Origin of the sequence: Achromobacter sp. SLBN-14 (assembly GCF_006715415.1) — a bacterium.
Lineage (GTDB): Bacteria > Pseudomonadota > Gammaproteobacteria > Burkholderiales > Burkholderiaceae_B > Achromobacter > Achromobacter mucicolens.
The window spans coordinates 1,777,100-1,791,033 of the sequence record NZ_VFNE01000001.1 but is presented as its reverse complement, the minus strand read 5'-3'; the positions used below and the strand labels follow the sequence as shown (position 1 = coordinate 1,791,033).

The 13,934-nt window shown below is 65.3% G+C and carries 15 protein-coding genes; 13 read left to right on the top strand and 2 right to left on the bottom strand.

Features of this window, described 5'->3' with window-relative positions:
* Window positions 1-9: 9 nt before the first annotated feature.
* Together FBY20_RS08225 and mpl are read right to left on the bottom strand one after the other, a co-directional pair.
* Entirely contained in the window at window positions 10-609 is a 600-nt protein-coding gene (locus FBY20_RS08225) for a YqiA/YcfP family alpha/beta fold hydrolase (protein WP_142051340.1), read from the bottom strand.
* Window positions 610-719: 110 nt separating this feature from the next.
* The gene (gene mpl, locus FBY20_RS08220; RefSeq protein WP_142051338.1) at window positions 720-2,090 is read right to left on the bottom strand and encodes a UDP-N-acetylmuramate:L-alanyl-gamma-D-glutamyl-meso-diaminopimelate ligase; all 1,371 of its coding nucleotides are present in this window, start codon (window positions 2,088-2,090) and stop codon (window positions 720-722) included.
* A 97-nt stretch (window positions 2,091-2,187) separates the two neighbouring features.
* Between mpl and FBY20_RS08215 the strand changes: the two genes are divergently transcribed.
* The 13 genes from FBY20_RS08215 (at window position 2,188) to FBY20_RS08155 (ending at window position 13,934) form a co-directional block, all read left to right on the top strand.
* Window positions 2,188-2,721, top strand: coding sequence for a TlpA disulfide reductase family protein (locus FBY20_RS08215; RefSeq protein WP_142051335.1), 534 nt, complete (start codon window positions 2,188-2,190; stop codon window positions 2,719-2,721).
* An 89-nt stretch (window positions 2,722-2,810) separates the two neighbouring features.
* Complete coding sequence (gene aroQ, locus FBY20_RS08210; protein ID WP_056327805.1) at window positions 2,811-3,245, top strand: type II 3-dehydroquinate dehydratase; 435 nt, start codon at window positions 2,811-2,813, stop codon at window positions 3,243-3,245.
* Window positions 3,246-3,333: 88 nt separating this feature from the next.
* Window positions 3,334-3,789: an acetyl-CoA carboxylase biotin carboxyl carrier protein gene (accB, locus tag FBY20_RS08205; protein WP_063951929.1), complete on the top strand. Its 456-nt coding sequence runs from the start codon at window positions 3,334-3,336 to the stop codon at window positions 3,787-3,789.
* Window positions 3,790-3,798: 9 nt separating this feature from the next.
* Window positions 3,799-5,145: an acetyl-CoA carboxylase biotin carboxylase subunit gene (gene accC / locus FBY20_RS08200; RefSeq protein WP_056327807.1), complete on the top strand. Its 1,347-nt coding sequence runs from the start codon at window positions 3,799-3,801 to the stop codon at window positions 5,143-5,145.
* A 111-nt stretch (window positions 5,146-5,256) separates the two neighbouring features.
* The gene (gene prmA / locus FBY20_RS08195; protein WP_056327808.1) at window positions 5,257-6,189 is read left to right on the top strand and encodes a 50S ribosomal protein L11 methyltransferase; all 933 of its coding nucleotides are present in this window, start codon (window positions 5,257-5,259) and stop codon (window positions 6,187-6,189) included.
* 24 nt (window positions 6,190-6,213) lie between these two features.
* Window positions 6,214-7,689: a DUF3426 domain-containing protein gene (locus FBY20_RS08190; RefSeq protein WP_142051332.1), complete on the top strand. Its 1,476-nt coding sequence runs from the start codon at window positions 6,214-6,216 to the stop codon at window positions 7,687-7,689.
* Between the two features lie 12 nt (window positions 7,690-7,701).
* Entirely contained in the window at window positions 7,702-8,643 is a 942-nt protein-coding gene (locus FBY20_RS08185) for a carbohydrate kinase family protein (RefSeq protein ID WP_056327810.1), read from the top strand.
* 205 nt (window positions 8,644-8,848) lie between these two features.
* Window positions 8,849-9,352: a glycine zipper 2TM domain-containing protein gene (locus FBY20_RS08180; protein WP_056327811.1), complete on the top strand. Its 504-nt coding sequence runs from the start codon at window positions 8,849-8,851 to the stop codon at window positions 9,350-9,352.
* A 407-nt stretch (window positions 9,353-9,759) separates the two neighbouring features.
* On the top strand, window positions 9,760-9,999 hold the full coding sequence (locus FBY20_RS08175; RefSeq protein ID WP_008159625.1) for an acyl carrier protein: 240 nt from the start codon (window positions 9,760-9,762) through the stop codon (window positions 9,997-9,999).
* Window positions 9,977-11,164: a D-alanyl-lipoteichoic acid biosynthesis protein DltD gene (locus FBY20_RS08170; RefSeq protein WP_056327812.1), complete on the top strand. Its 1,188-nt coding sequence runs from the start codon at window positions 9,977-9,979 to the stop codon at window positions 11,162-11,164. Before FBY20_RS08175 ends, FBY20_RS08170 begins: the two co-directional genes overlap by 23 nt.
* Window positions 11,161-11,334 (top strand): hypothetical protein, encoded by a 174-nt coding sequence (locus FBY20_RS08165; protein ID WP_128829895.1) that lies wholly within the window; start codon window positions 11,161-11,163, stop codon window positions 11,332-11,334. The genes FBY20_RS08170 and FBY20_RS08165 overlap by 4 nt, the downstream gene beginning before the upstream one ends.
* Before the next feature lie 7 nt (window positions 11,335-11,341).
* Complete coding sequence (locus FBY20_RS08160; protein ID WP_056327813.1) at window positions 11,342-12,469, top strand: MBOAT family O-acyltransferase; 1,128 nt, start codon at window positions 11,342-11,344, stop codon at window positions 12,467-12,469.
* A 16-nt stretch (window positions 12,470-12,485) separates the two neighbouring features.
* Complete coding sequence (locus FBY20_RS08155) at window positions 12,486-13,934, top strand: D-alanine--poly(phosphoribitol) ligase (protein ID WP_142051329.1); 1,449 nt, start codon at window positions 12,486-12,488, stop codon at window positions 13,932-13,934.

Below are 13,934 nucleotides of genomic sequence, written 5' to 3'. Positions count from 1 at the left end.
TATTGATTATCAAGGGCGTACCGGCTTGCCGCCTAGGGCGAACTCAAGCACTTCCGGCATCCAGTCCGCGAAATCGGACAGGCCGTGGTCGCTGCCTTGCACGATACGCTGGCGGCAGCCTGCGTACCGGTCGCGCATTTCGCGCCAGTCCAGCACTTCGTCGCCCGTTGCGGCGACCAGAAAATACCGGTCGGGCTGCGTGATGCGCGGCGCGTGGATGGCGGCCAGTTCAGCCACATACTCGGGCAAAAAAACGAACGGCGCGCCGGAATGATACATGTGGTGCTCGCCGACCTGGGTGGCAAGGTCGCGCGCGGCGTTGACGGCGGGGTTCAGCAGCACGGCCTTGCAGCCCAGCTGTTCGGCGATCCAGGTGGCGTAAAAACCGCCCAGCGACGAGCCGATGACGGTCAGTTCGCGCGGCGAGTCGGCATTCGCCAGCCGGTCGCGAGCCATGCCCATGGCCAGGTCGATCGCTTCCCGCGGGCTGGCGGGCAGTTGCGGGCAGGCCCAGGCCTCGTTCAGGCCGCGCTCGGCCATGGCGTCCGCCATCATGCGCGCCTTGAAGGAATCAGGCGACGACCGGAAACCGTGTAGATAGAGAATCATTGCTTGCTGTTTCCGTCTGCGTTGCGGGAGGCCGGCTGGAGCTGGCCTTGAGGCCGGTCGGGCGGGCCTGCCAGTTCCGGCTGGGCCCGCGCGATCGGCCGGCGGCGGAATCAGCCGCGGGCCTGCAGCGCGTCCAGCAGCTTGCCATGAATGCCGCCAAAGCCGCCATTGCTCATGACCAGCACCTGGTCGCCCGGGCGGGCGGCGCCGGCGACCGCGGCCACGAGCGCGCCGATGTCATCGTAACTGGAAGCCCGGCCGCCCAGGGGCGCGAGCACCTCGTCCGGGTTCCAGCCGAGCGCATGCTTGCCCTCGTTGGCGCCAAAGCAGAACACCAGATCGGCGTCTGCCAGGGCCTCGGGCAGACGGGCGGCCATGGTGCCCAGCTTCATGGTGTTGGAACGCGGCTCCAGCACGGCCAGGATGCGCGCGGCGCCAATCTGGCGGCGCAAACCTTCAAGGGTGGTGGCGATGGCGGTGGGGTGGTGGGCAAAGTCGTCATAGACCTTGATGCCGTTGACCGTCCCGCGCAGTTCCATGCGGCGCTTGACCCCGCCGAAACGGGTGAGGGCGTCGATGCCCTGTTCGGCCGGCACGCCGACGTGTTCGGCGGCGGCCAGGGCGGCCAGCGCGTTCATGCGGTTATGTTCGCCCGTCAGCGTCCAGCGCACCGTGCCGGCACGCTCGCCGGCGCGGGTGACTTCAAAGGCGCCGTCCGCGTCGGGCGGCGAGGCCTGCCAATGGCCGTCGGGCCCGAACGTGACGGTATCGGACCAGCATCCTCGCGCAATCACGCGGTCCAGGGCGTCCGAGTGCGTCGGCCGGACGATGCGGCCGGACCCGGGGATCGTGCGCACCAGGTGGTGAAACTGGGTTTCGATGGCAGCCAGATCGGGGAAGATGTCGGCGTGATCGTATTCCAGGTTGTTCAGGATGGCGGTCCGGGGTCGGTAGTGGACGAACTTGGACCGCTTGTCGAAGAATGCCGTGTCGTATTCGTCGGCTTCGATCACGAAGGGGCGGCGCGCCGGATCGTAGCGGGCGGAAACGTGCAGGTCCTGCGCCACGCCGCCGATCAGGAAGTTGGGCGCCAGGCCCGCGGCTTCCAGCACCCAGGCCAGCATCGAACTGGTGGTGGTCTTGCCATGCGTGCCGGCCACAGCCAGCACATGCGCGCCCGGCAGGATGTTGTCGCCCAGCCATTGCGGACCCGACACGTAGCGCGCCCCGGATTCCAGAATGGCTTCCATCAGCGGATTGCCCCGGCTGACCACGTTGCCGATGACGTAGAGGTCCGGCTTGAGCGCCAATTGTTCCGCGCCGAAGCCTTCGATCAGTTCGATCCCCTGTTCGGAAAGCTGGGTGCTCATCGGCGGGTACACGCCCGCGTCGCAACCCGTGACTTTGTGGCCGGCGGCGCGCGCGATCAGCGCCAGCCCGCCCATGAAGGTGCCGCAGATGCCAAGAATGTGCAGGTGCATTGATAAATCTCCTGCCCTGCATTGTATATATAGCGCCGCGACAAGCCGGCGCCGCGCCGGTGCGGCGTAAAACGGCCGCAACGGTTATCATCGCGCCATGAATCGACGCCTACTTCTTTCCGCCGCCGTGGCCGTGGCCGCGACTGTCGCGGGCGGCTACACGCTGATGGGACGCAAGTCGCAGGAAGCCGCGGCGCCAGCCGACGCCGGCGATCCGGTGGCCGCCCTGAAGCAGATGAAGCTGCCCGACCTGGCCGGCGCTTCGCATTCGCTGGAAGGCTGGAAGGGCCAGCCCATCGTGGTCAATTTCTGGGCCACGTGGTGCGCGCCGTGCGTAAAGGAAATGCCGGCGCTGGATGCCTTGCAGAAAAAATACCCGAATGTGCGCTTTGTTGGCTTCGGTGTCGATACTGCAGCCAACATGCAAAAATTTGTCGAGAAAGTACAGGTTTCGTACCCGCTATGGGTGATCGGCGCTGGCGCCATCGATACCCTGCGAAAATTGGGAAATCCTAGCGGAGGCCTGCCTTTTACTATCGTTTTCAACGCAGATGGCAGCATTAACCGGAAGATATTGGGTGAAGTCCAGCCCGATGACCTGGATCGCACCCTGGCGGCGCTGAAGGCGTAAGTCTGTTGGACAAATAGTAGGAATTGGCGTAAAAAGCTGGTTTATCGGCTGTTTTGCCAACAATTGGCAATCCACAATTTGGCACGCGCATGGCGCAAAACATACTGGTATTGCATGGCCCGAACCTGAACCTGCTTGGCACCCGGGAACCTCATATCTACGGCAGTCTTACCCTGGCCCAGATCAATGAGCGTCTCGAGTTGCTCGCGGGCGAATTGGGCGCCACGCTGACTGCGTGGCAAAGCAATCACGAAGGTGCGCTGGTTGACCGCATTCAGGCGGCACGGCAGGACGGCACGGACTTCATCATCATCAACGCAGCGGCCTACACGCACACCAGCGTCGCAATTCGCGATGCGCTGGCCGGGGTCGCGATCCCATTTATTGAAGTACATTTGTCCAATCTGTATAAGCGAGAGCCGTTCAGGCATCACTCTTATCTGTCCGACTTGGCGCAGGGCCTGATCAGCGGCCTGGGCGCGGACGGCTACGAGGCCGCGTTGCGTTACGCAGTGCGGCACTGATCTCGCATCAAATTCAACGCTTTTACATCTTATACGGCGCGAACCCGACGCTGGGGCGACGCCGACACTATCTCGGGAAGCAGCTTCTATGGATCTTCGAAAACTCAAAACCCTGATCGACCTGGTGGCTGAATCGGGCATCGCCGAGCTGGAAATCACCGAAGGCGAAGGCAAGGTCAGAATCGTCAAGTTCTCGCAGACCCTGCAGCCGGTGGCCTACCACCAGCCCGAAGCCGGCGTGCCCGCCGCGCCCGTGGCTGCCGCCGCGCCCGCCGCCGCACCGGCCGCGCCCGCTGCCCCGGTCATTCAAGGCCACGTCGTGAAGGCCCCGATGGTCGGCACGTTCTACCGCTCGCCGAACCCGGGCGCCGCTCCGTTCGTCGACGTCGGCGCTACCGTCAAGGAAGGCGACCCGCTGTGCATCATTGAAGCCATGAAGCTGCTCAATGAAATCGAAGCCGACAAGGCCGGCGTCATCAAAGAAATCCTGGTCGAAAACGGTGAGCCCGTCGAGTACGGTCAACCCCTCTTCGTCATTGGCTGATAGCTGAACATGTTCGAAAAAATCCTGATCGCCAATCGGGGCGAAATCGCCCTGCGCATTCAGCGCGCCTGCCGCGAGCTGGGCATCAAGACCGTGGTCGTCCACTCCGAGGCCGACCGCGAAGCCAAGTACGTGCGCCTTGCCGATGAATCCGTGTGCATCGGGCCCGCGCCGTCGCGTGAAAGCTACCTGAACATGCCGGCCATCATCTCGGCCGCCGAAGTCACGGATTCCGAGGCAATCCACCCGGGTTACGGGTTCTTGTCCGAAAATGCCGACTTCGCCGATCGCGTCGAGAAGAGCGGCTTCGTGTTCATCGGCCCGCGTCCGGACACGATCCGCCTGATGGGCGACAAGGTCAGCGCCAAGCGCGCCATGATCGAGGCCGGCGTGCCGGTGGTGCCGGGTTCGGAAGGCGCGTTGCCCGAAGATCCGCAGGAAATCCTGCGCACTGCGCGCGAAGTCGGCTATCCGGTCATCATCAAGGCCGCAGGCGGCGGCGGTGGCCGCGGCATGCGCGTGGTGTACACCGAGGCCGCGCTGCTCAACGCCGTCACGATGACGCGTTCCGAGGCAGGCGCCGCGTTCAACAACCCGGAAGTCTATATGGAGAAGTTCCTCGAGAACCCGCGCCATATCGAAATCCAGGTGCTGGCCGACGGCGGCCGCAATGCGGTCTGGCTGGGCGAGCGCGACTGCTCCATGCAGCGCCGCCACCAGAAAGTGATCGAAGAAGCGCCGGCGCCCGGCATTGCCCGCCGCCTGATCGAGCGCATTGGCGATCGCTGTGCCGACGCCTGCCGCAAGATGGGCTATCGCGGCGCGGGCACGTTCGAATTCCTGTATGAAAACGGCGAGTTCTATTTCATTGAAATGAACACCCGCATCCAGGTCGAACACCCGGTCACCGAACTGATCACGGGCATCGACTTGGTGCAGCAGCAGATCCTGATCGCCGCCGGCGAAAAGTTCACGCTGCGCCAGCGCGACATCGCGTTCAAGGGCCATGCGATCGAATGCCGCATCAACGCGGAAGATCCGTTCCGTTTCGTGCCCAGCCCCGGCCGCATCACGAACTGGCACACGCCGGGCGGTCCTGGCGTTCGCATCGATTCGCACGCGTTCAACGGCTACTTCGTGCCGCCGAACTACGATTCGATGATTGCCAAGGTCATTACTTACGGCGACACGCGTGACCAGGCGCTGGCCCGCATGCGCATCGCGCTGTCGGAAATGGTGGTGGAAGGCATTTCCACCAACATCCCGCTGCATCGCGAAATGCTGCAGGACGCCCGCTTCATCGAAGGTGGCACCAGCATCCATTATCTGGAACACAAGTTGGCGCAGCGTCCCTGACCGACTTTGGGGCCTCACGGCCCCTTTTGCGTTTTGCCTTGTAGATGTTTTAAGGTTGATCGGGCCGCGGCGCATGCCGCGGCCCGTTGACCAGATGGAAGAGAAATTATCATGCGTGAACTCGTGCTCCATTGCTCGGAGGCGCAGGCCGAAGCGTTGTCGGATGCGTTGCTCGAAGCCGGCGTGCTGTCGGTCTCGGTCGAAGACGCCGACTTCGGCACCGACGTCGAACGTCCCCTGTTCGGCGAGCCCGGCACCGAGCCCGACGTCCAGGCCTGGGACCGCAACCGCGTCGTCGCCTTGCTGCCGGACGGAGCCGATCCCGCGCAGATCATGGAAGAAGCCGCGCAATCCGGAGAGCTCGAAGCGTCGGTCTTTGACGGCTGGAGCCTGCGCGACGTGCCGGACGCCGACTGGGTGCGCCTGACGCAATCGCAGTTCGGCCCGATCCACATTGCCGAGCGGCTCTGGATCGTCCCCAGCTGGCATCGCGACAATCCCGACGTGCCGGGCCTGGACGCCGCGGCCGCGCCCGACCAGGACGGCGCCATCCATATCGAACTGGACCCGGGTCTGGCCTTTGGCACCGGCAGCCATCCGACCACGCACCTGTGCCTGGCCTGGCTGGAAGCCGAGCTGCCTGCCGGCGCGACCTTGCTGGACTATGGCTGCGGATCGGGCATTCTGGCCATCGCCGCGCGCAAGCTGGGCGCTGGCCCCACGCAGGCGGTCGACATCGACGCGCAGGCGGTGCAAAGCACGGTCTTCAACGCCGAGGTCAACAAGGTTGAACTGCAGGCCATGCTGCCCGATGCGCTGGCCGACGGCACGTTCGAAGTGGTTGTCGCCAACATCCTGTCCAATCCGTTGAAGGTGCTGGCGCCGATGTTGGCCGGCCGCGTCGCCGCGGGCGGCCATCTGGTGCTGTCGGGCGTGCTAGAACGTCAGGCCGAGGAGGTCGCCGCCGCTTACGCGCCATGGCTTGCCATGTCGGTCTGGCGTGCGCGCGACGGCTGGGTGTGCCTGCACGGCCGCAAGCCTTAAGCTGCGGCAGCAGGAGCACGCCTCATGGCTCTGACCACCCGCTGCCCGCAGTGCGGCACGTCTTTCAAGGTGGTGCCCGACCAGCTTCGGGTCCGCAATGGGTTGGTGCGTTGCGGCGCCTGCTCCACCGTGTTCGACGGCCGTGCGTGTCTGGTATCCGCGCCGGGCGCGCCTGTTGTAGCGACAGCGCCGGCCAGTGCGCCGCTGCCGTCTTCCGCCGCGGCCGTCGCCGCGCCGGTGCTGGCCGCGCCCGAGCCGCACCCGCCCGCCGCCCCGATTCCTGAACCCGCCTACGCGCCGCCCGCCATCCCGGCGCGAGCGCCAGCAGTCGCGCCGCCCAAGCCGCCCGCGCCAGTAGTCGCGCCGGTCGCGCCGCCCAAGCCGCCCGCGCCCCAAGAACCACGTATCGTCCTGCCTTGGGAAGACGAACCCGAGGCGCCGCCCGCGCCCATGGTCCGGTCCGCACCCACGATGCCGTCCGCACCGGCGGTTCCGCCCGCCGTGCTGCGTGGCCGTGATGACATTCGCAAGCGCACCGAGCCGCAAGCCGCTGCCGACGACGACATCGAAGACGACGATTACGCCGACGATGACGGCGAGCCGTTCCTGCGCGCGCCCGAGCCACCTCGCGCCGCGCCCGCGCACCCGCTTCCGGCGTATCGCCAGGAACCCATCGTTGCCCGCCGATCGGACGAGCCGACGCTGGATTGGCGCGCCGGCCGCGCGTCAACCGGCGAGCGCAACAACCTGTACAACGATCCTCGCGAAGATCTGCGCGACGACCTGCGCGACGACCAGCACGACGACCAGCACGACGACACTTACGACGACGCGTACGACGACGTGCGGGACCTCGAGCGCGACGACGAATACGATCAAGACGACGACCGGGATGCCGGCGCGCACGAGCCGGTGCTGGGCGACACCCGCACGCGTTACTCCAGCGCCACGGACGTGGGCCGGGCGCCGCCCGAATTCCTGGACCAGGACCGCATCGAGCGCAGCGGCCTGGTGCGCAAGCTGTGGGGCTACGCCTGCCTCGTGGGCCTGATCGCACTGGCGCTGCAACTGCTGTACGCGTATCGCACCGACATCGCCAACTCCGTGCCGGCGCTGCGCCCGGTCCTGGAAGCCGTCTGCAAGCCGCTGGACTGCACCGTTGGCTACGCGCGCCGGCGCGATCTCATCAGCATTTCCTCGTCGTCGCTGCAGCCGCCAACGGGCGCCGCCGCCATCGACGATGGCCGTACCCGCCTGGTGCTGACCGTGATGCTGCACAACCGCTACGACAAGCCGCAGTATTGGCCGGCGCTGGTGCTGGAACTGAATGACCTGTCGGACACGGTGGTCGTGCGCAAGGTGCTGATGCCCGAAGACTACCTCACGCCGCAGCAGCTGGCCGGCCCGTTCGGCCCGCAAGGCGCCCTGAAGATTTCCGTCCCCATTGAAGTGACCGGCGTTCAGGTCAATGGCTACCAACTCGACAAGTTTTTTCCGTAAAGGATGACAAGCATGGCAACCCCTGTTCTGGTCTGCGGTTCGATGGCGTTCGACACCATCGCGGTGTTCGAAGGACGCTTCAAGGAACACATTCTTGCCGACCGCATTCAGTCGCTCAGCGTGTCGTTCCTGGTGCCCAGCATGCGCAAGGAGTTCGGCGGCTGCTCGGGAAACATCGCCTACAACATGAACTTGCTGGGCGGCAAACCCGTGCCGGTCGCCACCGTTGGCGAAGACGCCGGCGAGTACATGCAGCGCCTGTCGGACCTGGGCGTCGACGTCAGCCGCGTCAAGGTCATCCCCGACACCTTCACCGCGCAGTGCTTCATCACGACCGACCTGGACGACAACCAGATCACCGCGTTCCACCCGGGCGCCATGTCCTTTGCCGCGCAGAACGACCTGAGCGATGCCGACGCCGCCTGGGCTATCGTCGCGCCGGATGCGAAGGAAGGCATGTTTGCCCATGCCGAGCGGCTGAACAAGCGCGGCATCCCCTTCATTTTCGACCTGGGTCAGGCCATGCCGCTCTTTGACGGCGCGGACCTGGAACGCATGCTCAAGCTGACCCAGGCGCTCACGGTCAACGACTATGAAGCCGGCGTGGTCGAGCAGCGCACCGGCCGCAGCGTCGCGGACATCGCACGTTCGCTGCAGGCCGTCGTCGTGACGCGCGGCGCCGAGGGCGCCACCCTGCACACCGAAGGCAAGACCATCCAGATCGAACCCGTTCGCGCATCGCAGGTGGTCGATCCCACGGGCTGCGGCGACGCACAGCGCGGCGGCCTGCTGTATGGCCTGACCAGCGGCTGGAACTGGGAAGACAGCTGCCGCCTGGGCAACGTGATGGGCGCCATCAAGATCGCCTCGCGCGGCCCGCAAAACCACGCGCCTACGCGTGCCGAGATCGACGCCGTGCTGCACGCCACGTACGGCATCCATCTGCCCGCCTGACCGTAAAAGGACTCCCGGGAACCGCCGTACGCAGCACGAGTCGAAGGCCAATCCATGCGCAATGGCAACGGGCTGTAGCCCGTTGTTTCCCGGCCCGTTTTGCAGCTTCTGGCGGAGGGTTTCAGTCTGTTGCTGGCGCACTTGCCGGGCGTTGCGCTCGGAGTATCATCAGTTACCGTCGGCCGTGCCCGAATGAGGAGTCCAAATGAATCATATAAAGTCTATTTCCCTGGTGACGCCGCGCACTGGCCGCTGGTTGGCTGTCGCGGCCGTGGTGACGTCGATGGCCGTGCTTGGCGGTTGCGCCAATCGCAGCGCATCCAGCGGTGTCTATAGCTACGATCAAGCACAGCGCGAACAGATCGTCCGCACCGGTACGGTCACTGGCGTGCGTCCCATCGTCATTCAGAACGACAAGTCCAGCGGCGTCGGCATGGTGGCCGGCGGCGCGCTGGGCGGTGTGGCCGGTAACGCAATCGGTGGCGGCACGGGCCGCACGATCGCCACGGTGGGCGGCGTCATCCTCGGCGCCCTGGCCGGCAACGCCGTCGAAAACCGCGCGCAGACGAACTCCGGCCTGGAGATCACGGTGCGCCTGGACAACGGTGAAACGCGTGTCGTCGCCCAGGAAGCCGACGTGCCCGTCAGCGTGGGCCAGCGTGTCCAGGTCATCAGCGGCGCCGGTCCGACCCGCGTCACGCCGATGTAATCCGCGCGACCGTTTAGAAAGCTCGCAGTACGAAAAGCCCGCGCAAGCGGGCTTTTTTTTTATGGCGGCGGCCGCCGCCTGGAATCAGGGTCAAATGCAGCAGGAGGCCGACACGTAAAAATATGTCGCTCGCCCACAACGCGGCCCCCCGGATTTACCCGCGAACGTTACCTTTCCCAGCCTTTTCTCGCCATTTCCACCATAAGTTTCATGGCGATTCGACGGCCGAAGTGCAATGATTGCGACGGCGCGGCAGTCCGGATTTAATGTAACCACGTGCATCCGGCGGCCGTTCTGGCTGGCTGGAATTTTTCAGTTTGGTTTCAGCTGTTTTCTGTATCCTCAGCGCCTGAAATCCCGGGGCGGGGGATGGTTTGCCGAACAGGCAACGTAACGCTGCAAGATCTATGCACACCGAGCAAGAACTCCACACCAAGATCGGCGAGATCGTCGAGTCGATCGTCATGAAGAAAGTCACCCCCGACACGCAACTGATTGCCACCGGCCTGGTCGATTCGCTCGCCGCCGTGGACATCACGCTCGCGGTCGAGTCCGAGTACGGCTGCAGCATTCCGGCTCCCGAAATCGCAGAGCACCTTCAGTCGGTCCGCGTGCTTGCCGGCTATGTCGCTGCCCATACTTCGTAATACCCGGTTCCTGTCGCACGTCGCTGCGGCAGCGACGGCGGTGGCGTTGGCGGTAGGCACGTATTGCGGCGCGGATGACCTGCTCAGCCGCGTCGTCAACCCGGCGTCCTCGCCTTCGGCCCTGGCGGCCAACAAGAGCAATTACCTGCCCAACCTGGGCCCCGACTGGGGCACCCAGCACGTCAACCTGAACCGTCTGGGCAATGCCCTGAGCGACGGCACGCTGGTGGTGCTGGGATCCTCGGAGCTCTCCAGCCACGACCTGCGTTTCGTCCCCTACCGCTTTTTCCCGGAAGAGCTGAAGGTGCCGACGCTCGCTTACGGCCATGCGATGTTCCAGTCGTATGGCATCGTCAGCGTGCTGGAATCGGTGTCCGATTCGCTTACGCCCAACACGCGGCTGGTCATCATGCTGTCGCCGGCGTGGTTCGCCTCCGGCGGCCAATTGCCGCGCAGCGCATTTGCCGAGCACGTCACCGGCCCGGTCTGGGATCGTCTGTGGGACCAGCCCAGCACGCGCGAGCAGATGCAGAACTGGATCAGCGACAACGCGAACTGGGGCCTGCTGTGGCTCATCGCCAACGGCCAGGTCTCCGAGCTGAAGGACAAGCTGGCGTTGTGGTGGCAAGCCCGCAAGGAACCGGCGCCCGACAAGCCGCGCAGCAAGTTGTCGGTGCCCGCGCACCGGTACGTGTCGTGGCCGATGTCCGCACGCCTGAATGCCGGGCAGTGGTCCCGGATCACGCACGAAGCGCGCGAAGTCGAACACACCCTGGGCGGCAACAATCCCTACGATGTGCGCGACGACTACTACCAGCAATATCTGGCGCCGCTGTATTCGCCGGCGCGCAACGAGTTCGCGGATGTCGATCCGATCACGCGCACCGAGCTGGGCGACCTGTCGCGTGTGATGGCCTTGTTGCAAAAGCGCAAGGTCAAGGCGTACTTCGTCATCCAGCCGTTCAACCCCAAGCTCATCCTGGACGTCGAACGGTTCGACCCCGTGGTGGCCGCCATCACCGGCATGTGCACCCGCTATCAGATGGGGTGCCTGGATCTCTACAGCATTCCCTTCGAGCCGGGGATGCTGCGCGACGACATGCACCTGGCCGAACTCGGCTGGGCCATGGCCGATCAAGGCATTGCGGAGTATTTTTCCCGATGAAATTCTTTCGTAAAGACGAAGCCCGCAACGCGGGCGCGCCCTGGGCGCGCCGCTTCTTCTGGCATCTTTGCCTGTACGTGGGCGTGATCCTCGTGTTCGTGCTGCAGGCGCAGCCCACGACGGGCAGCGGCGGACCGATCAAGGTCGAATTCCAATACCAGCAGTTCTGAGCGCACCATGGAACTCTTTGCTAGCTTGAGCTTCTTTGGCGGCGCGCTGTTTGGCGGCCTTGGCCTCGTCGCATACCGCTCGTCCGGCATGCCGCTGCACATCGGGTACCGCCACATCATCGGCGTCATCTGCCTGGGCGTCTGGATGGCGGTGTTCTGGGCGCGGCCCTATCAACCCATTGCGCTCCTGGCCATTTCCGGCGGCGCGCTGTGGGCAATGCGCCGCAACTACATCCCCACCTGGCTCGCCGTCATCATCACGATGACGCCGTTGCTGCTGGTCAAGACCGGGGTCTCGCACCTGGGCGCGATGCTCGGGCTGTCCTTTGCCACGTTCCGCGCCATCGACGTGCTGCTGTTCGCGCCGCGCAACGAACGGGTCTCGCCGCTCGACTATTTCATCTACCTGTTCTTCCCGCTGACGCTGCTGGCGGGGCCCATGTACCGCTGGCGCGCCTTCCAGGCCGATCTGAAGCGCGGCTACGAAGGGGTCAACCTGAACACGTGGCTGATCGGGCTGGAACTCATCATGGTGGGCGTCATTCAGAAATTCGGCCTGGCCGAGCTGATCTGGCGTTATGGACTGGCCACGCTCGACGCGCACGATTATTCGTTCACGGGCGTGGCGCTCAATGCCTCGCTCTACAGCGCTTACCTGTTCTTCGACTTTGCCGGCTATTCGACGATGGCGATCGGGATCGGGATGCTGTTCGGCTTCACGCTGCCGATCAACTTCCGCAATCCGCTGGCCACGCTCAACCCGCAGGATTTCTGGCGGCGCTGGCACATCAGCCTGTCCGAATGGCTGCGCGATGTCGTGTTCATGCCGATCTACAAGGCGCTGAGCAAGACCAGCTTCTTTGGCCGTCATCGCCTGGCGGCGCAGAATATCGGCATTTTCGCGACCCTGCTGGCGATGGGGGTGTGGAACGGACTGTCGCTGCATTACATCGTCAGCGGCCTGATGTTCGGCCTGTATTCGGTGGGGCACAACCTGCTGATCAATGCGGCGCGCACCCGGCCTGCCCTGCAAGCCGCGCTGGCCAAGCCCGTCATGCGCTTTCTGGGGCGAGTCCTCACCCTGATTCTGGCCGCGCTGGCGCTGTACGTGTTCAGCGGCCGCAGCCCTATCTGACGCCGGGAGTCACGGCATGCGTTTCGATCTGAAGTCCTTCCAGTTCGCCGACGAAGGGCGCGCGCCCGACGCGCTGGCGGTTGCCGCCGCCGACCGCAGCCTGACGTGGGCCCAGTTGCGCACCGAGGCGCACGCCTGGGCCGACGCCGCGCGCACGCACGGCGTGGCGCCCGATGTGCCGGTGGCGATCTACGGCCACAAGGAAGCCGCCTTTTTCGTCGCCATGGTCGGCGCGCTGCTCATCGGCGCGCCGTTCGTGCCGGTGGACACCATCTATCCGCCTGAGCGCCTGCGCCGCATCGTGGAGATCGTGCAAGCGGCCGCCGTGTTCGACGCCGCGGCCGGCAGCTTCACGGCGGGCGAGGGCGCCATGCTGGAAGAACGCGGCCTGGCCTACGTGATGTTCACCTCGGGCAGCACGGGCGACCCCAAGGGCGTGCAGATCGGCCGCGAAAGCGTCGGCCTGCTTGGCGATTGGATGCTCGGCAGCTTTGGCCTGGGCGAAGCGCCCGTGTTCATGAACCAGGCGCCCTTCAGTTTCGACCTGTCCATGTACGAGGTCTTTGCCACCCTGGCGTCGGGCGGAAGCTGCGTGCTCAACGCGCGCGACCAGATTGCCGCGCCCGGTCCGTGGATGGCCCGGCTGGCCGCCCACGGCATCACGGTGTGGGTGTCCACGCCGTCGTTCGCGCATCAGCAGCTGGCCAACCGCGAATTCTCTCCGGCGACGCAGCCCACGCTGCGCACGTTCCTCTTCTGCGGCGAGCCCCTGCCGGCGGCGCTGGCGAAAAAGCTGCGCCAGCGCTTTCCGGATGCGTCCATCCTGAACACCTACGGTCCGACCGAAGCCACGGTGGCCACCACCTGGATCGAAGTCACCGACGCCGTGCTGGCGGCGCATGACCCGCTGCCGGTCGGCCACGCCAAACCGGACAGCGTGCTGCTGGTGGACGAGGGCGAGATCTGCATCGTGGGCGACCACGTGATGCGCGGCTACCTGAACCGCGCCGACCTGAACGCGGCCAAGCTCTACACCTACGACGATGGCCGCCGCGCGTTCCGCACCGGCGACCTGGGGCTGATGGAAGAGGGCGGGCTGCTGTTCTGCCGCGGCCGCATGGACGACCAGATCAAGCTCAACGGCTACCGCATCGAGCTGGCGGAAATCGACGAAGCCCTACATGGGCTACCGGGCGTGGAGGCTAGCGCCTGCGCCGTGCTGCGCCGTCCCGATGGCACGGCGGTGCGGCTGATTGGTTTCGTGACGGGCTCGGAAGCAGCGGGCGAGCAAGCCGCGCTGCTGGCGCCGCAGGCCCTGTCCGGCTGGAAGGAGCGGCTGGCCGAGCGCCTGCCGCCCTACATGGTGCCGTCCGAACTGGTCGCCTGCCCGGCGTTGCCCATGTCGAACAACCACAAGATCGACCGCAAGAAGCTGATCGAGATCTACAGCGCGATTCCCGTGTAG

What these genes read in the sequence shown, in the direction of transcription:
- FBY20_RS08225 (WP_142051340.1), bottom strand. Translation starts at nt 609, where the DNA reads ATGATTCTCTATCTACACGGTTTCCGGTCGTCGCCTGATTCCTTCAAG.
- mpl (WP_142051338.1), bottom strand. Translation starts at nt 2,090, where the DNA reads ATGCACCTGCACATTCTTGGCATCTGCGGCACCTTCATGGGCGGGCTG.
- FBY20_RS08215 (WP_142051335.1), top strand. Translation starts at nt 2,188, where the DNA reads ATGAATCGACGCCTACTTCTTTCCGCCGCCGTGGCCGTGGCCGCGACT.
- aroQ (WP_056327805.1), top strand. Translation starts at nt 2,811, where the DNA reads ATGGCGCAAAACATACTGGTATTGCATGGCCCGAACCTGAACCTGCTT.
- accB (WP_063951929.1), top strand. Translation starts at nt 3,334, where the DNA reads ATGGATCTTCGAAAACTCAAAACCCTGATCGACCTGGTGGCTGAATCG.
- accC (WP_056327807.1), top strand. Translation starts at nt 3,799, where the DNA reads ATGTTCGAAAAAATCCTGATCGCCAATCGGGGCGAAATCGCCCTGCGC.
- prmA (WP_056327808.1), top strand. Translation starts at nt 5,257, where the DNA reads ATGCGTGAACTCGTGCTCCATTGCTCGGAGGCGCAGGCCGAAGCGTTG.
- FBY20_RS08190 (WP_142051332.1), top strand. Translation starts at nt 6,214, where the DNA reads ATGGCTCTGACCACCCGCTGCCCGCAGTGCGGCACGTCTTTCAAGGTG.
- FBY20_RS08185 (WP_056327810.1), top strand. Translation starts at nt 7,702, where the DNA reads ATGGCAACCCCTGTTCTGGTCTGCGGTTCGATGGCGTTCGACACCATC.
- FBY20_RS08180 (WP_056327811.1), top strand. Translation starts at nt 8,849, where the DNA reads ATGAATCATATAAAGTCTATTTCCCTGGTGACGCCGCGCACTGGCCGC.
- FBY20_RS08175 (WP_008159625.1), top strand. Translation starts at nt 9,760, where the DNA reads ATGCACACCGAGCAAGAACTCCACACCAAGATCGGCGAGATCGTCGAG.
- FBY20_RS08170 (WP_056327812.1), top strand. Translation starts at nt 9,977, where the DNA reads ATGTCGCTGCCCATACTTCGTAATACCCGGTTCCTGTCGCACGTCGCT.
- FBY20_RS08165 (WP_128829895.1), top strand. Translation starts at nt 11,161, where the DNA reads ATGAAATTCTTTCGTAAAGACGAAGCCCGCAACGCGGGCGCGCCCTGG.
- FBY20_RS08160 (WP_056327813.1), top strand. Translation starts at nt 11,342, where the DNA reads ATGGAACTCTTTGCTAGCTTGAGCTTCTTTGGCGGCGCGCTGTTTGGC.
- FBY20_RS08155 (WP_142051329.1), top strand. Translation starts at nt 12,486, where the DNA reads ATGCGTTTCGATCTGAAGTCCTTCCAGTTCGCCGACGAAGGGCGCGCG.